This window comes from Gemmatimonadota bacterium, from assembly GCA_016714015.1.
Classification (GTDB): domain Bacteria; phylum Gemmatimonadota; class Gemmatimonadetes; order Gemmatimonadales; family Gemmatimonadaceae; genus Pseudogemmatithrix.
On sequence record JADJNZ010000004.1, the window covers coordinates 197,248 to 217,982 of the forward strand.

13 protein-coding genes are annotated in these 20,735 nt (G+C 70.9%); 1 reads left to right on the top strand and 12 read right to left on the bottom strand.

The features are described from left to right. Nucleotides 1-55 precede the first annotated feature (55 nt). From glgX to IPJ78_08115, 5 genes are read right to left on the bottom strand one after another with little or no spacing between them, the layout of a single operon-like run. Nucleotides 56-3,634 (bottom strand): glycogen debranching protein GlgX, encoded by a 3,579-nt coding sequence (gene glgX, locus IPJ78_08095; protein MBK7906511.1) that lies wholly within the window; start codon nucleotides 3,632-3,634, stop codon nucleotides 56-58. A gap of 2 nt (nucleotides 3,635-3,636) precedes the next feature. Then, nucleotides 3,637-5,118, bottom strand: a complete 1,482-nt coding sequence (gene glgA, locus IPJ78_08100; protein MBK7906512.1) for a glycogen synthase GlgA — start codon at nucleotides 5,116-5,118, stop codon at nucleotides 3,637-3,639. Continuing rightward, nucleotides 5,118-6,386 carry a glucose-1-phosphate adenylyltransferase gene (glgC, locus tag IPJ78_08105; protein ID MBK7906513.1) on the bottom strand — a complete coding sequence of 423 codons (1,269 nt, stop codon included), beginning with the start codon at nucleotides 6,384-6,386 and terminating at the stop codon, nucleotides 5,118-5,120. The genes glgA and glgC overlap by 1 nt, the downstream gene beginning before the upstream one ends. A gap of 20 nt (nucleotides 6,387-6,406) precedes the next feature. Beyond that, nucleotides 6,407-8,653 carry a 1,4-alpha-glucan branching protein GlgB gene (gene glgB, locus IPJ78_08110; GenBank protein MBK7906514.1) on the bottom strand — a complete coding sequence of 749 codons (2,247 nt, stop codon included), beginning with the start codon at nucleotides 8,651-8,653 and terminating at the stop codon, nucleotides 6,407-6,409. Continuing rightward, a complete protein-coding gene (locus IPJ78_08115; GenBank protein MBK7906515.1) occupies nucleotides 8,634-11,111 on the bottom strand; it encodes a glycogen/starch/alpha-glucan phosphorylase in 2,478 nt (825 codons plus the stop codon). Before IPJ78_08115 ends, glgB begins: the two co-directional genes overlap by 20 nt. A 130-nt stretch (nucleotides 11,112-11,241) precedes the next feature. On the opposite strand from IPJ78_08115, the gene IPJ78_08120 reads away from it, so the two are divergent. Further along, nucleotides 11,242-12,933, top strand: coding sequence for an alpha-amylase (locus IPJ78_08120; protein ID MBK7906516.1), 1,692 nt, complete (start codon nucleotides 11,242-11,244; stop codon nucleotides 12,931-12,933). 7 nt (nucleotides 12,934-12,940) lie between these two features. Here the strand turns inward: IPJ78_08120 and IPJ78_08125 are convergent, their stop codons facing one another. The 7 genes from IPJ78_08125 to IPJ78_08155 all read right to left on the bottom strand — a co-directional run bounded on the left by IPJ78_08125 (nucleotide 12,941) and on the right by IPJ78_08155 (nucleotide 20,733). Then, on the bottom strand, nucleotides 12,941-14,503 hold the full coding sequence (locus IPJ78_08125; GenBank protein ID MBK7906517.1) for a TonB family protein: 1,563 nt from the start codon (nucleotides 14,501-14,503) through the stop codon (nucleotides 12,941-12,943). Further along, on the bottom strand, nucleotides 14,500-14,880 hold the full coding sequence (locus IPJ78_08130) for a BlaI/MecI/CopY family transcriptional regulator (GenBank protein ID MBK7906518.1): 381 nt from the start codon (nucleotides 14,878-14,880) through the stop codon (nucleotides 14,500-14,502). The genes IPJ78_08125 and IPJ78_08130 overlap by 4 nt, the downstream gene beginning before the upstream one ends. Nucleotides 14,881-14,988: 108 nt before the next feature. Next, entirely contained in the window at nucleotides 14,989-16,101 is a 1,113-nt protein-coding gene (locus tag IPJ78_08135; protein MBK7906519.1) for an alanine--glyoxylate aminotransferase family protein, read from the bottom strand. Then, on the bottom strand, nucleotides 16,098-16,784 hold the full coding sequence (locus IPJ78_08140; protein MBK7906520.1) for an HAD-IB family phosphatase: 687 nt from the start codon (nucleotides 16,782-16,784) through the stop codon (nucleotides 16,098-16,100). Before IPJ78_08140 ends, IPJ78_08135 begins: the two co-directional genes overlap by 4 nt. Then, nucleotides 16,777-18,153 carry an FAD-binding oxidoreductase gene (locus IPJ78_08145; protein ID MBK7906521.1) on the bottom strand — a complete coding sequence of 459 codons (1,377 nt, stop codon included), beginning with the start codon at nucleotides 18,151-18,153 and terminating at the stop codon, nucleotides 16,777-16,779. Before IPJ78_08145 ends, IPJ78_08140 begins: the two co-directional genes overlap by 8 nt. After that, on the bottom strand, nucleotides 18,150-19,757 hold the full coding sequence (locus IPJ78_08150) for a phosphoglycerate dehydrogenase (GenBank protein MBK7906522.1): 1,608 nt from the start codon (nucleotides 19,755-19,757) through the stop codon (nucleotides 18,150-18,152). The genes IPJ78_08145 and IPJ78_08150 overlap by 4 nt, the downstream gene beginning before the upstream one ends. A 70-nt stretch (nucleotides 19,758-19,827) precedes the next feature. Beyond that, nucleotides 19,828-20,733, bottom strand: coding sequence for a c-type cytochrome (locus tag IPJ78_08155; protein ID MBK7906523.1), 906 nt, complete (start codon nucleotides 20,731-20,733; stop codon nucleotides 19,828-19,830). Nucleotides 20,734-20,735: the final 2 nt, after the last annotated feature.

Sequence of the window (20,735 nt, forward strand, 5' to 3'; positions counted from 1 at the left end):
CCAGATGGTCGAGATCTTGGTCGGCGTGGTGTTCGCTGCCATGTGGCCTCGCGTGCTAGCGTTGATAGAGGTCCACCAGCTCGCGCAGCCGGCGGGGGATGTCCGGCGTGAGCTGGTCCCACGTGAAGCGGAATCCCCAGTTGCCACCCTGTCGACCGGGGAGGTTCATGCGTGCCTCGGAGCCGAGGCCGAGCAGGTCCTGCATGGGGATGAGCGCGGTGTCCGCGACCGACGCGAGCACGGCGCGGATGAGCACCCAATGGATCTCCGACCCGTCAGTGCCGAGGTACCGACGCGCGAACGCCTGCTCGGCGTCGATGTCGGCCTGCGTGCGGGTCGAGCCGCCGCCCGGTGTGGAGTGCCACCAGCCGACGGTCGTGTCGTTGTCGTGCGTGCCCGTGTACACCACGCGGCTGCGCGGATACGTGTGCGGCTGGAAGTCGTTCGCGCTCCCGTCCGACCCGAAGGCGAACTGGAGGATGCTCATCCCCGGGTAGCCGAACTTCGCGCGCAGCGCCTCGACCTCCGGCGTGATCAATCCGAGGTTCTCGGCGACGATGGGCAGGGGACCGAGCGCCCGCGTGATCGCCGTGAACAGCTCGTCGCCCGGCGCCTTCACCCAGCGGCCGTTCACCGCGGTGGTGTCCTGGCCCGGCACCTCCCAGAAGGCCTCGAAGCCGCGGAAGTGGTCGATGCGCACGACGTCGAAGTGCGCGAACATCGCGCGCATGCGCCGGATCCACCAAGCGAAGCCGTCGGCGCGCATCGCGTCCCAGTCGTAGATGGGGTTGCCCCAGAGCTGGCCGGTGGCGCTGAAGTAGTCGGGCGGCACGCCGGCCTGCGCGAGCGGCCGGCCGCGGTCGTCGAGCTTGAAGTACTTCGGCTCGGCCCAGACGTCGGCGGAGTCGTGCGCGACGTAGATGGGCAGGTCGCCCATGATGCGGATGCCCGCCGCGGCACAGCGCGCGCGCAGGGCGCCCCACTGCTGGAAGAAGAGGTGCTGCACGCGGCGATGATGCTCGATCTCCACGGCAAGCCGGGTGCGCCAGCTCTCGAGCGCCGCCGGGTCGCGCCGGCGGGCGCCCTGGTCCCACTGCGTCCACTGGACGCCGCCGTGCGCCTCCTTGAGCGCCATGAAGAGCGCGTAGTCCTCGAGCCACCACGCCTGCTCGCTCGTGAAGAGGCGATACGCGTCGTCCGGCTTGAAGGCGTCGGTCGCGGCGCGGAGCGCGGCGCGCTTGCGCGGGATCACCGCCCCCCAGTCCACCTGGTGCGCGGGGAAGTCCCCCTCGCACCCCGGGACGTGCACGAGCATCGGGTTGCCGGCGAAGGCGGAGAAGCACTGGTACGGGGAATCGCCGTACCCGGTGGGCCCGATGGGGAGGACCTGCCAGAGCTTGATGCCGCTGGCGGCCATCACGTCGACGAAGCGATGGGCATCGGGGCCGAGGTCGCCGATGCCGCAGGGACCAGGAATGGACGTCGGATGGAGCAGGACGCCCGCGGTGCGGGGGAAGGCCATGGGAGTGTCTGCCGTCTCCGCCGTCGGCTCCTCGAGGAGCAGCGCGACGGAACGGGCATGGAGGGTGAGGGCCATCTCGTGCGGGGCGACGCCGTCGGGCTGGTCGTCGTGCGTCCGCGCGGTATCGAGCAGCTGATGCCACTGTCGTCCGGGCCGTGGCGCCGGGAGTCGCATCGGGACGTCATGCGCGCCGCCGTGCAGCGCGAGCAGCAGGCGCGATCCGTCGGGGCCGGCGAGGTCGGCGATGAGCGTCCGTACGCGTCCGGACGACCAGTCCTCGTACGACATCTCGTGGCCGTCAGGATGCAGCCAGCGCACGTCGTCGGGTTCGCCGGCGCTGCGCGGCGTGCCGGTGAGCCAGCGATCCTCGCGCAATGCCGGCTGTGCCTTGCGGAGCGCGATGAGGCGCGCCGTGAAGGCGGCGAGGTCCCGGTCGGCGCCATCCCAGTCGAGCCAGGTCGTGGCGTTGTCCTGCGCGTACGCGTTGTTGTTGCCGCCCTGCGTGTGCCCGAGCTCGTCGCCCATGGTGAGCATGGGCGTGCCGCGCGAGAGGAGGAGCGTCGCGAGCAGGGCGCGCACGTCGCGCGCGCGCGCGGTGCGCACCGCGGGATCGTCCGTCGGTCCCTCGACACCGTGGTTCCACGAGTGGTTCGCGTTGGTGCCGTCGCGGTTACCCTCGCCGTTGGCCTCGTTGTGCTTCCGCTCGTAGCTCACGAGGTCGCGCAGCGTGAACCCGTCGTGGGCCGTGACGAAGTTCACCGACCGCGAGGGGGGACGTCGCCGGCCGGCGAAGAGGTCCGGCGAGGCGGAGAGGCGCGTCGCGAGGTCGCCGACGTACTCGCCGTCGCCACGCCAGAAGTGCCGGACGCGGTCCCGATAGCGGTCGTTCCATTCGCCCCAGGAGGACGGGAACTCCCCGAGGCGGTAGCCCCCGGGGCCGATGTCCCACGGCTCGGCGATGTGCTTCAGCGCCCGGAGCATCGGGTCGTCGGTGATGGCGTCGAGCAGCGGTGCGTGCGGGTCGAAGCCGCGGTCACGGCGTCCGAGGGTCGCGGCGAGGTCGTAGCGGAAGCCGTCGACGCCGGTCCACTCCGCCCAGTGCCGCAGCGTGTCGAGCATCAATTGCGTGACCGGGGCGCGGTCGAGGGCGAGCGTGTTCCCGGTGCCGGTGTCGTTCACGTAGCGTGCGGCATCACCGTCGACGAGCCGATAGTAGGTCGCGTTGTCGAGGCCGCGCAGCGAGAGCGTGGGACCGAAGGCATCGCCCTCGCCGCTGTGGTTGAGGACCACGTCCAGCAGGACCTCGATCCCCGCCTCGTGCAGCGCCGTCACGCACTCGCGGAGCTCGCCGATGCCGTCGGGGACGAGGCGCGCATCGGGCACCATCCAGCCGATCGTGTTGTAGCCCCAGTAGTTGACGAGCCCCGCCTTGGCGAGATGCCCCTCGTCGATCGCGGCCGCCACGGGGAGCAGCTCCACCGCCGTGACGCCGAGCCTGACGAGGTGCTCGATCGCGGCGGGGTGCGCGAGTCCGGCGGCCGTACCGCGGAGATGCGCCGGCACGTCGGGATGCTGCCGGGTGAAGCCGCGCAGGTGCATCTCATAGATGACCGAGTCGCTCCACGCGTGGGACGGGCGGCGTCCTGCGGTCGCGCGTCGGCCGCGCGCCGTCTCGTACCCGCGCAGCCAGGCGTCCCGGGCGGGGAGCACGATCGCCTTGGGCACGTGCGCCGCGCTGTCCGATTCGTCGCGGGTGCCGTCGGGGAGCTGCCCGCGCAGTGAGGCATGGAGCGTGAACGGCCGGTCGAGGGCGCGCGCGTAGGGATCGACGAGCAGCTTCGTCGGATTGAACCGGTGTCCCTCGTTGGGCGCCCAGGGCCCGTGCGCGCGCAGGCCGTAGCGCGTGCCCGAGGTGACGCCGTCGATCGTTCCATGGAAGACCGAGCCGACGCGGTCGAGGAGGGGGATGCGCGCGACCTCGCGTTCCCCGGCGTCGTCGAAGAGGCAGACCTCGATGCGCGTCGCGTACTGCGAGTGGACCGCGCACTCCGCCCCGCGTTCCGTCAGCGTCATCCCCAGCGGCGCTGGGCTCCCGGGGAGGACGCGGGCCATGGTCAGTCGGCCTTGACCTGGAGGAGGTCGCGCTCGGCGAGCAGCGCGCGGTAGAGCTGGGCGTACTGCTTGGCTGGGCGCGCCCAGCTCACGTCGGTGGCCATCGCGCGCTTCTGCAGCGCGCGCCACGCCGTCGGCTGGGCGAAGATCGCGGCGGTCCGCTCGAGCGCGTGCGCGAGCGCCTCGACGGTGACCGGGGAGAACATCACACCGGTCCCCATCTTCGAGGCGAGGGCCATCTCGTTGGCGTCGACGACCGTGTCGGCGAGGCCGCCGGTGCGCGCGACGACGGGGATCGCGCCGTAGCGGAGCGCGCAGAGCTGCGTGAGCCCGCAGGGTTCGAAGCGCGACGGCACGAGCAGCGCGTCGGCGCCGCCCTGGATGGCGTGCGCCAGTGACTCGTCGTAGCCCATCACCGCGGCGATACGCCCCGGGTGCGCCTTCGCCGCGTCGAGCACGGCGGCCTCGAGCGCGGGCTCGCCGGAGCCGAGCACGGCGAGTTGGGCCCCCTGCGCGAGCAGCGTCGGGAGGGCCTGCAGGACGAGGTCCATGCCCTTCTGCCCCGTGAGTCGGCTCACGACGCCGTAGAGGAGCGCCTTCGGCGCCGCGTCGAGCCCGAGCCGCGCCTGCAGGGCGGCCTTGTCGATCGCGCGCGCGGCGAGCCGCTTGGCATCGAACGGGGCCGCGAGATGCGCGTCGTGCGCCGGATCCCAGACGTCGGTGTCGATGCCGTTGAGGATCCCCGAGACCGCGTCGCCGCGTTTCTGCAGCAGGCCGCCCAGTCCCATGCCCCCGAGGTTGGTGCGGATCTCGGCGGCGTAGGTCGGCGAGACGGTCGTGATGCGGTCGGCGAGCGCGAGGCCGGCCTTGAGGTAGCCGATGCCGCCGTAATACTCGACGCCATCGACGTGGAACGCGCGTGGCGGGAGTCCCAGCGGTTCGAGCAGGTCGGCGGGGAACTGGCCCTGGAAGGCGAGGTTGTGGATCGTGAGGACGGTGGCCGGCCGCGGCCCGTCCTCGTATGCGAGGTAGGCGGGCAGGAGCGCGGCCTGCCAGTCGTGCGCGTGCAGGACGTCGGGCACGGAGTCGGGGAGGAGCCCGCGGCCGATGTCCGCGGCGACGCGCGCGAGCGCGCCGAAGCGGAGCGCGTTGTCGCTCCAGTCGCGCCCCTGCGCGTCGAGATACGGATTGCCGGTGCGGCGATAGAGGTGCGGCGCCTCGATGGCGAGGAGGTCGAGGCCGCCCCCCTCGCCGGCGAGGAGCCGCGCGGGGCCGCCCATCAGGTCGCGGTACTCGTGGACCACGCGCGCGTCGCCCATCGCGGCGAGCACGGCCGGATAGCCGGGGAGCAGCGTCCGGACGGAGACGTCCTCGCGCGCGAGCGCCCGCGGGAGCGCACCGACGACGTCGGCGAGCCCGCCGGTCTTGACGAGCGGGTAGGCCTCCGACGCGACGGAGAGGACGCGGATCGTGCGGTCGGACATCAGGCGCCGAGCTGGTCGATCATGGGTTGCGTGATGAGGCAGACGCCGCCGGCCGACCGTCGGAACCGTGCCGCATCAAGGACCGGGTCCTCGCCGACGATGAGGCCCTCGGGGATGCGCACGCCATGGTCCACGACCACGTTCTTGAGGCGCGCGCCGCGCGCGATGTCGACGTAGGGCAGGATCACGCCGTTCTCGACGTTGGCGAACGAATGCACCTGCACGCCGGTGAAGAGGAGCGAGCGGCGGACGACGGCGCCGGAGACGATGCAGCCGCCCGAGACGAGCGCGGAGATGGCCTCGCCGCGCCGGCCGTCGAGGTCGTGGACGAACTTGGCGGGGGGCGTGATCTCGCCGTAGGTCCAGATCGGCCATTCCTTGTCGAAGATGTCGAGCTGCGGGACGACGTCGGTGAGGTCGATGTTGGCCTCCCAGTACGCGTCGATGGTGCCGACGTCGCGCCAGTAGACCTCGTTCTCGGCGCGGCCGCGCACGCAGCTCTCGGTGAAGCGGTGCGCGACGGCCTTCCCGTGCTTCACGAGGAAGGGGATGATGTCCTTGCCGAAGTCGCGCGATGAGTCCGGGTCGGCGGCGTCGCGCCGGAGCTGCTCGTTGAGGAAGGTGCGCTTGAAGACGTAGATGCCCATGCTCGCGAGCGCCCAGCCCGGCTTGTCGGGCATCTCGGGCGGCTGCGGCGGCTTCTCGAAGAAGTCGAGGATCCGCCCGTCGGCGCCGACGTGCATGATGCCGAAGCCCTTGGCGTCCTCGAGCGGCACCTCGACGCACCCGACGGTGACGTCCGCGCCGGAGTTCACGTGCTGCACGAGCATCCGCTCGTAGTCCATCTTGTAGACGTGGTCGCCGGCGAGGATGAGGAGGTACTCGGGGCCGTAGCCGTCGATGATGTCGATGTTCTGGAAGACGGCGTCGGCGGTGCCCATGTACCACTTGTCCTCGCTCACGCGCTGCGAGGCCGGCAGGATGTCGAAGCTCTCGTTGCGCTCCGTGCGCAGGAAGTTCCAGCCGCGCTGCATGTGGCGGATGAGCGAATGCGCCTTGTACTGCGTCGCCACCGCGAGGCGGCGGATGCCGGAGTTGAGCGCGTTGGAGAGCGAGAAGTCGATGATGCGCGACTTGCCGCCGAAGTAGACCGCCGGCTTGGCGCGCCGGTCGGTGAGCTCCATGAGGCGCGAGCCCCGCCCGCCGGCGAGGACGTAGGCCATGGTGGAGCGGGAGATCGGCGTGGAGTAGGTCACCTTGTCGGACATGGAGCTCTCCGGGATGGGGCTCAGCCTTCGTGGACCAGCCAGACCGTCGCCAACGGCGGGAGCGCGACCGTCGCGGAGCAGGGGAGGCCGTGGCTCGCCTCCTGCCGCGCATGGACGCTCCCGCCGTTCCCGACGTTCGACCCGCCGTAGAGCGCGGAGTCGGTGTTGAGCGCTTCGCGCCAGCGTCCCGCGCACGGCACGCCGATCGCGTACGCCGGCCGCGGCACCGGCGTCATGTTGACCACCGCGACGACCGGCCGCGTGCCCTCGCCGCCGTAGCGGACCCACGCGAGGACCGAGTTGTCACGGTCGTCGACGGTGATCCACTGGAATCCCTCCCCCTCGCAGTCGCGCGCATGCAGCGCCGGTTCCGCGCGGAGCAGGGCATTGCAGTCCTTCACGAGCGCCTGCACGCCGCGATGCCAGGCGACGTCGAGCAGGTGCCAGTCGAGCGAGTGCTCGTGGTCCCACTCCTTCCCCTGGCCGAACTCGTCGCCCATGAAGACCAGCTTCTTGCCGGGATGCGCCCACATGAAGGCGAGGTACGCGCGCAGCTGCGCGAACTTCTGCCAGCCGTCCCCGGGCATCTTGTCGAGCAACGACCGCTTGCCGTGCACCACCTCGTCGTGCGAGAGCGGCAGGATGAAGTTCTCGGTGAAGGCGTAGACCAGCCCGAAGGTCATCTTGTCGTGGTGCCACCGGCGATGCACCGGGTCCTCGGCCATGTACTGCAGGGTGTCGTGCATCCACCCCATGTTCCACTTGAAGCCGAAGCCGAGCCCGCCGTTGAAGGTCGGCTGCGAGACGCCCGGCCAGGCGGTGCTCTCCTCGGCCACGGTGAAGGCGCCGGGGAAGCGGGCGTACACCGTCTCGTTCATGCGCTTGAGGAACTCCACCGCCTCGAGGTTCTCCCGCCCGCCGAAGCGGTTGGGGATCCACTCGCCCGCCTTCCGCGAATAGTCGAGGTAGAGCATCGACGCGACCGCGTCCACGCGGAGGCCGTCGATGTGGTAGACGTCGAGCCAGAAGAGCGCGTTCGCGACGAGGAAGTTCACCACCTCGCGGCGCCCGAAGTTGTAGATGAGGGTGTTCCAGTCGGGATGGAACCCGAGCCGCGGGTCCTCGTGCTCGTAGAGCGCGGTGCCGTCGAAGCGCGCGAGGCCGTGGGCATCGCTGGGGAAGTGCGCCGGCACCCAGTCGATGATGACGCCGATCCCCTCGACGTGACAGCGGTCGACGAAGCGGGCGAAGGCCGCCGGGTCGCCGAACCGCGACGTCGGCGCGAAGAGCCCCACGGGCTGGTAGCCCCACGAGCCGTCGAACGGGTGCTCGTTGACGGGCATCAGCTCGACGTGCGTGAAGCCCATCTCCTTCACGTAGGGCACCAGCTGGTCGGCGAGCTCGTCGTAGGTGAGCCAGCGCTCGCCGTCCCCGCGGCGCCAGGACCCGAGGTGCACCTCGTAGATGCTCATCGGCGCGCGTCGCCGGTCGCCGTCGGCACGCCGCGCCATCCACTCGTGGTCGGTCCAGCACAGCCGCGAGGTGTCGAAGACGCGCGAGGCCGTGCTCGGCCGCAGCTCCGCCGCGAATCCCACGGGGTCCGCCTTGAGCGGCAGGAGCGACCCGTCGTTCGCCGTCAGTTCGTACTTGTAGAGCGTGCCCTCGGCGAGGCCGGGGACGAAGATCTCCCAGACGCCGGTGCCGTGCCGCAGGCGCATGACGTGCCGCCGGCCGTCCCACTCGTTGAAGTCGCCGACGACGCTCACGCGCCGCGCGTTGGGCGCCCAGACGGCGAAATGCACGCCGACCGCGCCCTCGTGCGTGACGAGGTGCGCCCCGAGCCGCTCGTAGAGATGGGCGTGGGTCCCCTCGCCGAGGAGCCAGTCGTCCATGGGGCCGAGGACGGGGCCGAACGCGTAAGGGTCGTCGATGATCCAGTGGTCGTCGCCGCGATGCGCGCGCAGCCAGTAGCGCAGCCGGCCCTTGATGCGCCCCTCGAAGAGGCCGTCATCGTGTCGCCGCTCGAGGCGCGAGATGACCTGCTCGGCCGCGTCGATCGCCTCGACCGACTCCGCACCGGGGATGAACGCGCGGACGACATGGCCGCGTCCGACCTTGTGGATGCCGAGGACGCCGAACGGATCGCCGTGCGTCCCCGCCACGAGCGCGTCCACGACCTCGGGCGCGAGCGTGGGCTTCGCCGGCGCCTTCCTGGCGACGGCCTTCTTCTTCTTCGGCGCGGCCGGCTTATCGCCGCGGCTCGGCATTCCAGATCTCGGACGCGTACTCGCGGATGGTGCGGTCCGACGAGAACCAGGCCATGCGCGCGGTGTTGAGGACCGCCTTGCGCCACCAGAGGTCCGGCTGCCGCCACTGCTTCCCGACCTCGTACTGCGCGCCGTGGAACGCGTCGAAGTCGGCGCAGACCATGAAGTGGTCGAAGTGCCGCAGGTTCTCGACCAACTGACGGTACCGGCCCCGGTCGTCGGGCGAGAACACGCCTTGGGCGAGCTCGTCGAGCACCTGCCGCAGCGCGGGCGACGCGGCGATGGTCTGCGTCATGTCGAGACCCTGCTGCCGGCGCTCGGCCACTTCGGCGGCGAGCAGCCCGAAGATGAAGACGTTGTCGCGCCCCACCTGCTCGCTGATCTCGATGTTCGCGCCGTCGAGCGTGCCGATGGTGAGCGCGCCGTTGAGCGCGAGCTTCATGTTCCCGGTGCCCGACGCCTCCATCCCCGCGGTGGAGATCTGCTCCGAGAGGTCCGCCGCCGGGATGATCGACTCGGCGAGGCTCACGTTGTAGTTCGGGAGGAAGACCACCTTGAGGCGGTCACGGATCACGGGGTCGCGGTTGATGACCTTCGCCACGTCATTCGCGAGCTTGATGATGAGCTTCGCCGTGTGATAGCCCGCCGCGGCCTTGCCGGCGAGGATCCGCACGCGCGGCACCCAGTCATCCTGCGGTCGCGCCCGCATCGCGTTGTAGATCGCGATCGTCTCGAGGATGTTGAGCAGCTGCCGCTTGTACTCGTGGATGCGCTTGATGTGGACGTCGAAGAGCGCGTCCGGATCGAGGCGCGTCCCGAGCGTGTCGGTCACGATCCGCCCGAGCGCGACCTTGTTGGCGCGGCGCACGGCGGCGTACCGGGCGCGGAAGTCGGGGTCGTCGGCGAACGGCTCGAGGTCGCGGAGCCGCTCCAGGTCATCCTTGAACGCCGGTCCGATCGTGTCGGAGATGAGCGCCGTGAGGCCGGGGTTCGCCTCGAAGAGCCAGCGGCGGAAGGTGATGCCGTTGGTCTTGTTGACGATCCGCGTCGGGTAGAGCGCGTGGAAGTCCTTGAAGACCGTCTGGCGCATCAGCTCGGTGTGCAGCGCCGAGACGCCGTTCACCTTGTGTGCCGCCAGGAACGCGAGGTTCCCCATGCGCACGGCCCGCGCGCCGTTCTCCTCGATGAGCGAGACCGTCGCCAGCTGGCGCGGCTCGGCCCCGCCGCGCGCGCGCAGCGCGTCGAGGTGCTCGGCGTTGATCAGGTAGATGATCTGCATGTGGCGGGGCAGCAGCCCCTCCATGAGCGAGACCGACCACTTCTCGAGCGCCTCGGGGAGCAGCGTATGGTTGGTGTAGTTGAACACCGACCGCGTGATCTCCCACGCGGCGTCCCAGGCCATCCCGTGCACGTCCACGAGGAGCCGCATGAGCTCGGGGATCGCGATGACCGGGTGCGTGTCATTCAGCTGGATCGCCGCGTGGTCCGGCAGCGACGTGAGTTCGCCGTACTGGCGGAGATGCCGGCGGAGCAGGTCCTGCAGCGAGGCGCTCGCGAAGAAGATCTCCTGCCGGAGGCGGAGCTCGTGCCCCGCCGGCGTGTCGTCGCTCGGATAGAGCACGCGCGAGATCGCCTCGAGGCGCACGCGATCGGCGAGTGCGCCGACGTGGTCGCCGCGATTGAAGTCCGCGAGATCGATGGGGTCCATCGCCCGCGCCGACCAGAGCCGCAGCGTGTTCACGTGCACGCCGCGCCAGCCGGTGATCGGCGTGTCGTACGCGACCGCCTTCACCGACTCGGCGGGATGCCAGACCGACCGCGGCTTGCCATCAGGCCCGTCGACGACGTCCACATGGCCGCCGAAGCCGATCGGGTATGCGACCTCGGGGCGCTCGAACTCCCACGGGAAACCGGCGGAGAGCCACTCCTCGGGGAGCTCGATCTGCCACCCGTCGCGCAGCTGCTGCCGGAAGATCCCGTGGTCGTAGCGGATGCCGTAGCCATAGGCCGGCACCTGCAACGTCGCCATGCTCTCCATGAAGCACGCCGCGAGACGGCCGAGGCCACCATTGCCCAGGCCCGGATCGGGCTCGAGGGTGCGGAGCTTGTCGAGATCGACGCCAAGCTCCTTGAGCGCCTGACGCGCGACCTCGGTGAGCCCGAGGTTGCCCAGGGCGTCCATCAACTGCCGCCCGATGAGGAACTCGAGGGAGAAGTAGTAGACGCGCTTCGGCCCCTCGCGATAGGTCCGGCGGGTCGCCTCCATCCAGTGGCCCGTGACCTGGTCGCGCGTCGCGAGCGCGGTGGCGACGTACCAGTCGCGGTCGCGCGCGTGCGCGGTGTCCTTGCCGACGGAGTAGAGCAGCTTGTTCACGACGGTCGCGCGGAAGGCGGCGACGGCGTCCGGGCCTGCCGGGGCAGGCATCGATGCGGAGGGAGCGCTGGGACTCGAGGACATGGTGGAGCGGGGGGAGGACGACCGACGAATTCGCTGACGGAAATATGGCCACGGAATCGCCAGTCCGCGCCCTGTCCGACCCACATTTTCCACTGTCGGAACCACCCGGTGGACAGCTAATGTACCCGAGGTGAAGACTCGCCTTTTCTCCGCGTTCGCCGGCCGGCCGTTCGGCCCCGCGACCGGTGCCGCCCTGTTGGCCGCGACCCTCGCCTGCACGCCGCCCGAGGACCTCGCGCGGACCCCGCCCACGTGGGCGAGCGGGGCCACCTGCTACGAGATCTTCGTCCGGTCGTTCGCCGATTCGGACGGGGACGGGATGGGCGACCTCAAGGGACTGACGGCGCGCCTCGACTACCTGAACGATGGCGACCCCGCCACGCGCAGCGATCTCGGCGTGCGGTGCCTCTGGCTCATGCCGGTCGCCGAAGCCCCGAGCTATCACGGGTACGACCCGGTGGATCACTACGCGGTCGAGCGCGACTACGGGACCACCGACGAGTTCAAGCGATTCGTCGCGGAGGCGCACCGTCGCGGAATGGTCGTGCTCGTGGACATGGTGCTCAATCATGTCTCGAGCGATTACCCGGCGTTCCAGAAGGCCCTCGCCGATCCGGCGGCGCCTGAGCGTCGCCTCTTCCGGTTCCAGCCCGAGAAGGGGCCGCTGAACAAGTGGGGCGGCGACAACTGGCACACGTCGCCCCTCCGCGACGAGTACTACTACGGCTTCTTCTGGAAGGGGATGCCGGACCTGAACTATGAGGACCCTGACGCGCTCGAGGAGATGCGGCGGGTCGCGACATACTGGCTCACGGAGATGGACGTCGATGGATTCCGCCTCGATGCCGTGAAATTCCTCGTCGAGGCTGACGGCCAGGCCGACGACACGCCGGGGACCCACCAGGTGCTGCGGGACTATCAGGCCCACCTGATGCGGACCAAGCCCGGGGTGTTCACCATCGGTGAGGTGTTCGACAGCACCGCGGCGTTGCTCACGTATTACGGCGACCAGCTCGACGGCTACTTCGCGTTCGAGATCGGCGACTCGATCCTGGCCGGCGTGCGCGACGGCCGCGGGACGGGGATCGTCGCGCCGGCGATGCGGCTCGCCTACTCGGTCCCCGCCTGGCGCTGGTCCCCGTTCCTCCGCAACCACGACCAACCGCGCACCGCGACGGTGCTCGGCGGCGACCTCGCGAAGGCGAAGGTCGCGGCGGTGCTGCAGTTCACGATGCCCGGGCTCCCGTTCGTGTACTACGGCGAGGAGCTGGGGATGACCGGCGACAAGCCCGATGAGCTGATCCGCACGCCGATGGCGTGGACGATGGATGCGCCGCACGCGGGCTTCACGAGCGGCACGCCGTGGCAGCCGCTCGCCGCGGATTCGCTGCGCGCCAACGTCGGGGCGCAGCAGGGCGATCCGGAGTCACTGCACCGGCTCTACGCGACGCTCATCCACGCGCGCCGCGAGGTGCGTGCACTCGCCGAGGGCACGCTGATCCTCGTCGAGAGCAACACGCCGGATGTCGTCGCGTTCATCCGTCGTGCCGGGGACGAGGCGGTGCTCGTGGTCGCGAACGTCGGGGTCGATCACCTGCGCGGACTGAAGCTCTCCGCCGGTGCGGCGTCGCTCCCGCCCGGAGCGAATGCGCCGCTCGACCTGCTCACGGGGCCGGGGAAGGCGCGCTGGGTCTCCGACGCCGCGTCGGGCGGCCCCATCCGCGCCACCGCGATCCCGGTGGCGGCGGATGGCTCGTTCCGCGACTACACGCCCATGGAGGTCATGCCGCGGCAGACGGTGTTCGTGTTCCGTGTGCGTTGAGCGGCACTCATCGCGGTGGCGCCGTTACCGTGATGATGAAGCTGCGCAGGTTCGGCGAGATGAGCGGTACTGGCGAAGGCGATGCACCCGCGAACTCGAACCGATAGATGAGCTGGATGAGCTGCCGCACCTTCTGCTCACCGACGGTGGCCGCCACGAACCTCATCTGAGGGACGACGGCACGCACGCTCGCGTCGAACAGATCGTGCGACTTACGCACCACCTTGAGCGTCGTCGGGAGCGGCAGACCACTCGTGTCGATGACGATCTGCATCACGACCTCGCCCGAGACACCTGCCGAGCGCAGGATGTCAGGGTAGCTCGGCGAAGGCGACCCGCCCGGCGCGAACACCACCTGCGTGTCCACCTTGAAGTCGACGTAGCCGGCTCGCTTCGCGATGGAGTCCGCGGCGACCCGCGCGCTGTCGCGCCGCGCCGCGGGCCGCTTGGTCGTGTCCGCCACCGCCCGCCGTGGCGGCTGCTGGAACGGCACCTCGACCGAGCGGTCGGGGCTCACCACCACCAGCGGCAGTTCACGGACCCTGTTCGGTTCGCTCACGCGAGTCGGCTTTGCGGGGCGTGCTGATCCCGGCCCGGGCGTCTGCGGCGCGACCGGAGCCTTCGGGAGGAAGCGCGCGGCGACGGCGAGTTCGCTCGCCAGTGCAGGGGACGCTGCGATCATCCCGGCGACGAGGGCGACGGCGACGAGCGTAGCGACGCGAAGAGGCGCTTGAGCGGGACGTGTGGCGTGCATGGCGGAGATCCTCTCGTGAAGCGTTGATGGCGACCCGGCCATCGGCGCGGCGAACGCCGCCGGCGTCTGGCGCTGGGAGATGAGGAGCAGGAGTCTGGCGTAGCGCTGCGCATCCGTGCCCTGCTGCAGCACTCGATGGTCGCAGTCGAGCTCGGTCGCGACGCGGAGCCGTCGCGCGATGTGCCAGAGCGCGGGATTCCACGGCATCAGCGCTGCGACGAGCCAGGCGAGCGTAAACACTGCCGGATCGGACGCCGCGAGGTGCTCCCGTTCATGGCGGAGCACCATCTCCCGCATCTCGGGCTCGAGGTCGAGCGACCAGCGGGGTAGCACGATGTGCGGCGCGAGGATGCCGAACGCCGCGGGGCCCGCTGCGGACGACACGAGAACGGACTGTCCATCGATGCGGCGTGGTTCGGCCAGCGCGGCGAGCCGGCGCAAGGCGCGCATGGAGAGGCCTGCACGCAGGAGCAGGAGCAGCGTGGCCGCGCCCCAGAGCACCGCGAGCGGGCGGTCGAAGCGTTCGAGCAGTGCGCGCGCCGTCACCGTGAGACTCGGTGCCGCCGCCAGCGTCGGGATCCCCGCGGCGGCAGCGTCCGGCAAGCCTCCGCCCGCCATGCGCACCGCCGCGGCGGACTTGACCGGGCGGAAGAGGAGGGGCGCGAGCAGCGGCCAGCCGAGTGTCGCAGCGAGTGCGATGAGCCAAACGATGCGTGCCTGACGGCCGATCAACCGCAATGCTCGATCCAGGGCCGTCGCCGCGACGGCGGAGCCCACACCGAAGAGGGTCGCCGCGATCATCCACGTGGCGATCATGTCGTTCTTCTCCCCGTGGCGGCCTTGCTGATCCGCGCCGCGAGCGCACGCAACTCCGCGGGGTCGAGGTCATGGTCGTCAACGAGATGCGCGACGAGCGCCTCGGGCGATCCGCCGAAGAATCCGGCGAGGATCCGGTGCAACGCCGACTTCTGAGCGGCGCGCTGCTTCACCTTCGGGAAATAGCGGTGCGCGCGTCCCTCGGGTTCGCGGCGGAGCAGGCCCTTCGTCTCGAGCTTGCGCAGTATGGTGAGGACGGTCGTGTAGGCAAGGTCGGCGTCGAGCCGCTCGTGGATCTCGCCGACCGTCCCGCTGCCATGCTCCCAGAGGATTGCCATCACGTCGAGTTCGCGGCTGCCGAGCGAGACATCATCCATCGGGACCTCCGGTGGGGCGGGGCAAGTACTACGCGGATAGTACAAGCATGCGACCCGGGGTCCGCCTTGTCAACTATCGCCGTAGTAGTCGCCCGACGCGGCCTGCGCTTACCGCCCCCGCAGCGTCCGTTCCACCACCTCGAGGCACGGCTCTAGCGTGTCCACCGAGTGGTCGCCCATGTGCCCGATACGGATAGTCTTCTCCTTGAGCGCGCCATACCCGGTCCCGATCACGAAACCGAGTTCGGCCACGCGCTTCACGACCGCGCTCGCCGTCATCGCCTCCGGGAGCGTGAGCGTGCTCACGGTCGGTGAGCGCTCGCCGGCGCGGCAGAGGTACCCGATGTCCATGCCGTCGCCGCGCAACTGCTCCACCCACCGCTCGGTGCGCGCGAGCATCTCCGCATGCCGGATCCAGCGGGCCTCGATCCCCTCGAACCGGATCTGCTCGAGCTGGCACTCGGCGGCGTAGAGGAGCGAGAGCGCCGGCGTGTTGGGCGTCTGCGAGCGGCGCGCGAACTCCTCGTACTCGACGACGTCGAGGTAGCGCCCGCGCGACGGCGCGTTGCTGGCCTGGAGCACGTAGGCCTCGCTGGCGACGGCGAAGGCGAGGCCCGGCGGGAGCGCGAGCGCCTTCTGCGAGCCGGTGAGCACGAAGTCGAGTCCCCAGGCGTCGGTCTCGACGCGTGTCCCCGCGATCCCGGTGACGCTGTCCACGAGGCACATCGCGCCATGGCGATGCGCGAGCTCGGTGATCGCGTGGATGTCGGTGAGCGCACCGGTGCTCGTCTCGGAGTGCACGACGGTGACCGCGGCGAACGGGGCACCCCCGGCGCCCCCCTCCACGAGCGCCTCCTCCACCTGCTCGAGATGCGGCGTGTCCCCGAGCGGGACGGAGAGGACGCGCGTCGAACGGTCGCACGACTGCGCGATGCGCGCGAAGCGCTCCGAGAAGGCCCCGTTCACGAGCGAGAGGATCGGCCCCTCGGGGGCGCCGCGGATCGCCATCTCCATCGCGCCGGTGGCCGAACAGCTCATGAGATAGACCGGTCGCTGCGTGCGGAAGACCTGCTGCAGCCCGGTGACGATCCGAGCATGCAGCGCCTCGTACCGCGCGCCGCGGTGCGGCAGCATCGGGAGGAGCATCGCCTCGAGCACCTCGGCGCGCACCTCGGTGGGGCCGGGCAGGAAGAAGGTGCCGAACTCGCCGGTGTGGGTCATGTGGAAGGGAGCAGGAGGGCGCGCAGGCCCTCGTAGGTGTGGCACTGGAAGTCGGCACCGCGCACCACGGCGTCGCGCGCGACGAAGCCGGTGAAGGCGATGAACGCGTCGGCGACCCCCTCGGTCCGGATGACGAGGTCGGTGCTGCCGTCGCCCACCGCGACCAAGGGACGGTCGAGTCCGCCCGTCGCGAGGAGCGCGGCGACGAGTGTCGCCTTGCCCCGCTGTGAGGCCAGCGGACTCTCGCGGTCGTAGTCGGCATACCTGCCATCCGCTGCGAAGTGGAGCTCCACGCCGTGCACGTCCGACGCCGGGATGCCGAGGTGCGCCGCCAGGGGCAGCAAAGCGAGGCGGAGCCCGCCGCTCACGATGAGGGGTCGGATGCCTGCGTCAATGAGTGCCGAGACGCACTCGACCGCACCCGGCGCGACCGCGGCGACGTAGGCGTCGCCGAGCGCGTCGAGCTCCGCGCGGCCCGGCGCCACCGCCGCGAGGCGCTCGGCGTACACCTGATCGAGCGGGAGCGTGCCGGCCATCGCGGCACTCGTGAGCTCTGCGATGCGGGTCGCCACCGCGGCCGGTCGGCGCTCGGCCAGCCAGTCGATGCCCTCGATGCCGGCCAGCGTCGAATCCGCGTCGAGCACCACGGTGCGCGGCGGGAAGGGCGCGACGCCTTCAGCCAAGGATGTTGCCCGGCGCCATCCGCCCAGCCGGATCGAACTCGCGCTTCGTCGCGCGCATGATCGCCACCTGCTCCGGTCCCGCCTGCAGGCCGAGCCACCGGGCCTTGAGCTTGCCGATCCCATGTTCCGCGGCGACAGTGCCGCCCATCGCGATCACTGCGCGCAGGGTGCGCTCCACGACCAGTTCGAGCGAGGCGACCTCGTCGGGGTCCTTCGCGACCCAGTTCTGGTGCGGGTGCCCGTTCCCGATGTGCCCGTACGTGACCGCCGGCGGATGTCCCGCCTCGACGGCGAACCCGTTGGCGAGGAGGATCGCCTGCTCGACCTTCTCGATGGGCACCGCCCAGTCGGTCGAGATGCGACGTCCACCGCGCGCGAGGAACTTCGCGGTGCGTTCGTGCATCGCCGCCGGGACCGCATGGCGCAGACGGCGCGCCTCGCGGATCGCCGCCTCGCCCTCGAAGACGCGCACGTCGGCATCACTCGCGCCATACGTCTCGGCGAGCAGCAGCCACTCGTTGATCTCGAGGTCGCCGTCGGTGCAGTCCTCGACGTAGAGCATCACCTGGCCGTCCTGGCCCCACCCGCTGGCCGTCGCCGCCCCATGGCCGCCGCCGCGCGCGATCCGGAACGCCTCGGCGTCGAAGTATTCGAGGCAGCGCGGCACGATCTTCCGGGAGCGGCGCGCGGCGCGCGCGAACGCGATCGCCTCACCCGGCCCGGGGAAGGGGATGCCGAGTCCGGTCTCGCGCTCCGGGCGGGGGAGCAGCGCGAGTTCGGCCGCGACGACGACGCCGAGCGTTCCCTCGCTGCCGACGAACCAGTCGACGAGGTCGTGCGTGGGCATGTACCCGACGGTGTTCTTCTCCACCCGCGAGCGGCTGAACTCGCGCACGCTGCCATCGGCGAGGGCGACGGTGAGCGCGCGCACGTGGGCGCGCGTCGCGCCGTACATCAGGGTGCGCGGTCCGGAGGCGTTGCACGCGATCGCGCCGCCGAGCGAACAGGTCTCGTCGCTGGTCGGATCGGGGGCGAAGAAGAGGCCGTCGGCGTGCAGCTGGTGGTTGAGCGCCCCGAGCAGGACACCGGGCTCCACGCGCGCGGTGCGGTTCGCGACGTCGACATCGAGGACGCGGTCCATCGCGCGCATCGAGAGCAGGATCCCCTCGCGCGCGATGGAGGCGCCGGTGGTGCTCGTCTGCGCGCCGGCCGGCGTGACGGCGGTGCCGGTCGCGGCCGTCTCCCGCAGCAACGCGACGACCTCGTCGCGCGAGCCCGGCCGCGCGAGGCCCTCGGGCACGTGCTTCAGGCCCGACGCGTCGCGCGCGTAGCCCTCGAGCACCGCCGGGTCGCGGACGATCGTGCTCACGCGTCGCGGAACTGCACGACGGTGGCGGTGAGCACGTCGGGGAGGGCGAGCAGCACGCGGCGCACCTCGGCGCCGACGTTGCCGTCGACGGCGATCACCGCGAGCGCCTCGCCGCCCTGCGCGAGCCGGGCCTGGTGGTACTCGGCGATGTTCACCTGCGCATCACCGAGCGCGGTGCCCACGCGCCCGATCACGCCGGGCACGTCGTGGTTGGTGAGGACGACGAGCTGCCCCTTCATCGCGACATCCACGTGGTACGGGCCGATGCGCGTGAGGCGCGGCGGGCCGTCGCCCGAGGCGACGCCGCCCACGCGGAGTTCCTCGCCACCCGCATGCAGGCGCACCTCGATCGCGCGCGGATGCGGGGCATCCCCGCCCTCGGCGACCGAGAGTTCGATGCCGCGCGCGGCGGCGATCGCGCGCGCGTTGATCAGGTTGAGCCGGTCGTGTTCGACCGCGCCCTCGAGCGCGCCCGCCGCCGCGGCCGAGAGGAGGACGCGCCGCGACGACACCAGTTCGGGGCCGGTCTTGAGCGTGATGCCGTCCACCGCGCGCGCGCCGCGGTCGGCGAGGCGCGCGCGGGCGACGCTCGCGATGCGCCGCGCGACGACCAACGCCGGCTGCAGCGCGCGCCAGTCGTCGGGGCCGCCGGTCACGTTGATCGAGCGCGAGAGCTCGCCGTCCAGCAGGGCGTCACGCACCGCCTCGCAGACGTCGACCGCCACGTTGCGTTGCGCTTCGACGGTGGAGGCGCCGAGATGCGGCGTCAGGAGGAGGTTGGGGACGCCACGGAAGGCGTGCTCGCCGGTGAGCGGCTCCTTCGAGAACGCGTCGAGCGCCGCCCCGCCGACGTGCCCGGACCGCAGCGCCTCGGCCAGCGCCGCCTCGTCGATGATGCCGCCGCGCGCGAGGTTGGCGATGATCGCGCCGCGCCGCAGCATCGCGAGTTCCGCCGACCCGATCATCCCCTTGGTCTCGTCGGTGAGCGGGACGTGCAGCGAGCAGAACTGGGAGGCGGAGAGCAGTGACTCCAGCGTCGGCATGCGACGGACCTGCATCGCGACGAACCGGTCGTCCGGGATGTACGGGTCGAAGGCCACGACCTCCATCCCGAAGGCGCGCGCGCGCGTGGCGACGGCGGACCCGATGCGTCCCAGGCCGACGATCCCGAGGACCTTTCCGCGGAGTTCGGAGCCCATGAGCGCCGAGCGCTCCCAACGTCCCTCATGCATCGACGACTGCGCGCGCGGCAGATGGCGCAGCAGGCCGATGATCACGCCGAAGAACAACTCGGCGACCGCGACCGTGTTGCCGGCGGGGGCATTGATGACCGCGATGCCGAGTTCGGTGGCCGAGTCGAGCGCGATGTTGTCAACGCCGACCCCGGCGCGGCCGACGACGCGGAGCCGCGTTCCCGCGCGGAGGAGCGCATCCGAGATGCGCGTGGCACTCCGCCCGATGATGGCGTCGTAGTCGCCGATGCGGCGGAGGAGTTCGTCGGCGGGGAGGGTGGGGACCTCGTCGACATGGAACGAGGGGACGGCCCGGAGGAGGGCGAGGCCGTCAGGGTCGATCTCGTCAGTGACCAGCAGTCGGTGGGACACGCGCTCGGGGGCGATGGGTGCGCGGGGGGCGTCCCGGAAGTTAGCACCCTGCCGAACGAATCGCGCCTTCTCAGTCGCCCCAGCGCCAGGGCACGTTCACCGCGATGGGACGCGCCGCGAGCGTCCGCAGGAAGGCGTAGAGACGGTCCACCTCCTGTTCGGTGAAGTGGACGAACCGGTTCCGGGCGGTCCGGCTCATGAGGCGCAGTTCGCTCCTGCCGTCGCGGCTCACGCCGGTCCGGAGCAGGGTGCCGAACTCCTCCCGCGTGTAGGCGGCGACGATCGCGAGGTCGGGCGTCCGCTCCTCGACCGGGCCGCCCCCGCGCAGGTCGAATCCATGGCATTCGTTGCACGCCGTCATCGCGAGATACTCGCCGCCGGCGATCTCCGGGCCATCGACGGTGGCGGACGTGAGCAGGGGCGGGACCTCGGTGACCAGTTCGGCCGCTTGCACTTCGTCGCCGAAGGCGAGCGCCCAGCGGACCTCGAGGGAGTGGTACGGGACCCCGAGCGTGTCCGGGAAGACGGGATGCTGACGCAGGTAGGTGATGAGCGCCCCGAGGTCCTCGTCGGACAGGTACCTGAAGTTGTAGGAGGGCATCGAGTACAGCGCGCGCCCGTCCCGTCCGATCCCGTGTCGGATCGCCCGCTCGAGGACCTCCGGCGGTTCCTCTCGCGCGTACCGGGCGAGGTTCACGGCGATCACGCGCCCCATCCGGGTCCACTCGGCGGACCAGTCCTTCCCTTCGAGATTGGCGCCGTGGCAGCTGTGGCAGCCGCGGGTGCGGGCGATGCGCTCGCCGGCGCTGCGCGTGGCGAAGTCCGCACGGATCTCGTGCGAGTATGTCGCGGGGGTGGTGAACTGCCGCAGGCGCCACTCGCTCGCCCCATAGAGGACGGCGAGCGCGACGACCGGGACCGCCGCCGCGAGGATGGGGACGACGAGGAACAGCCGGGGGCGAGCGTTCTGTGGCACGC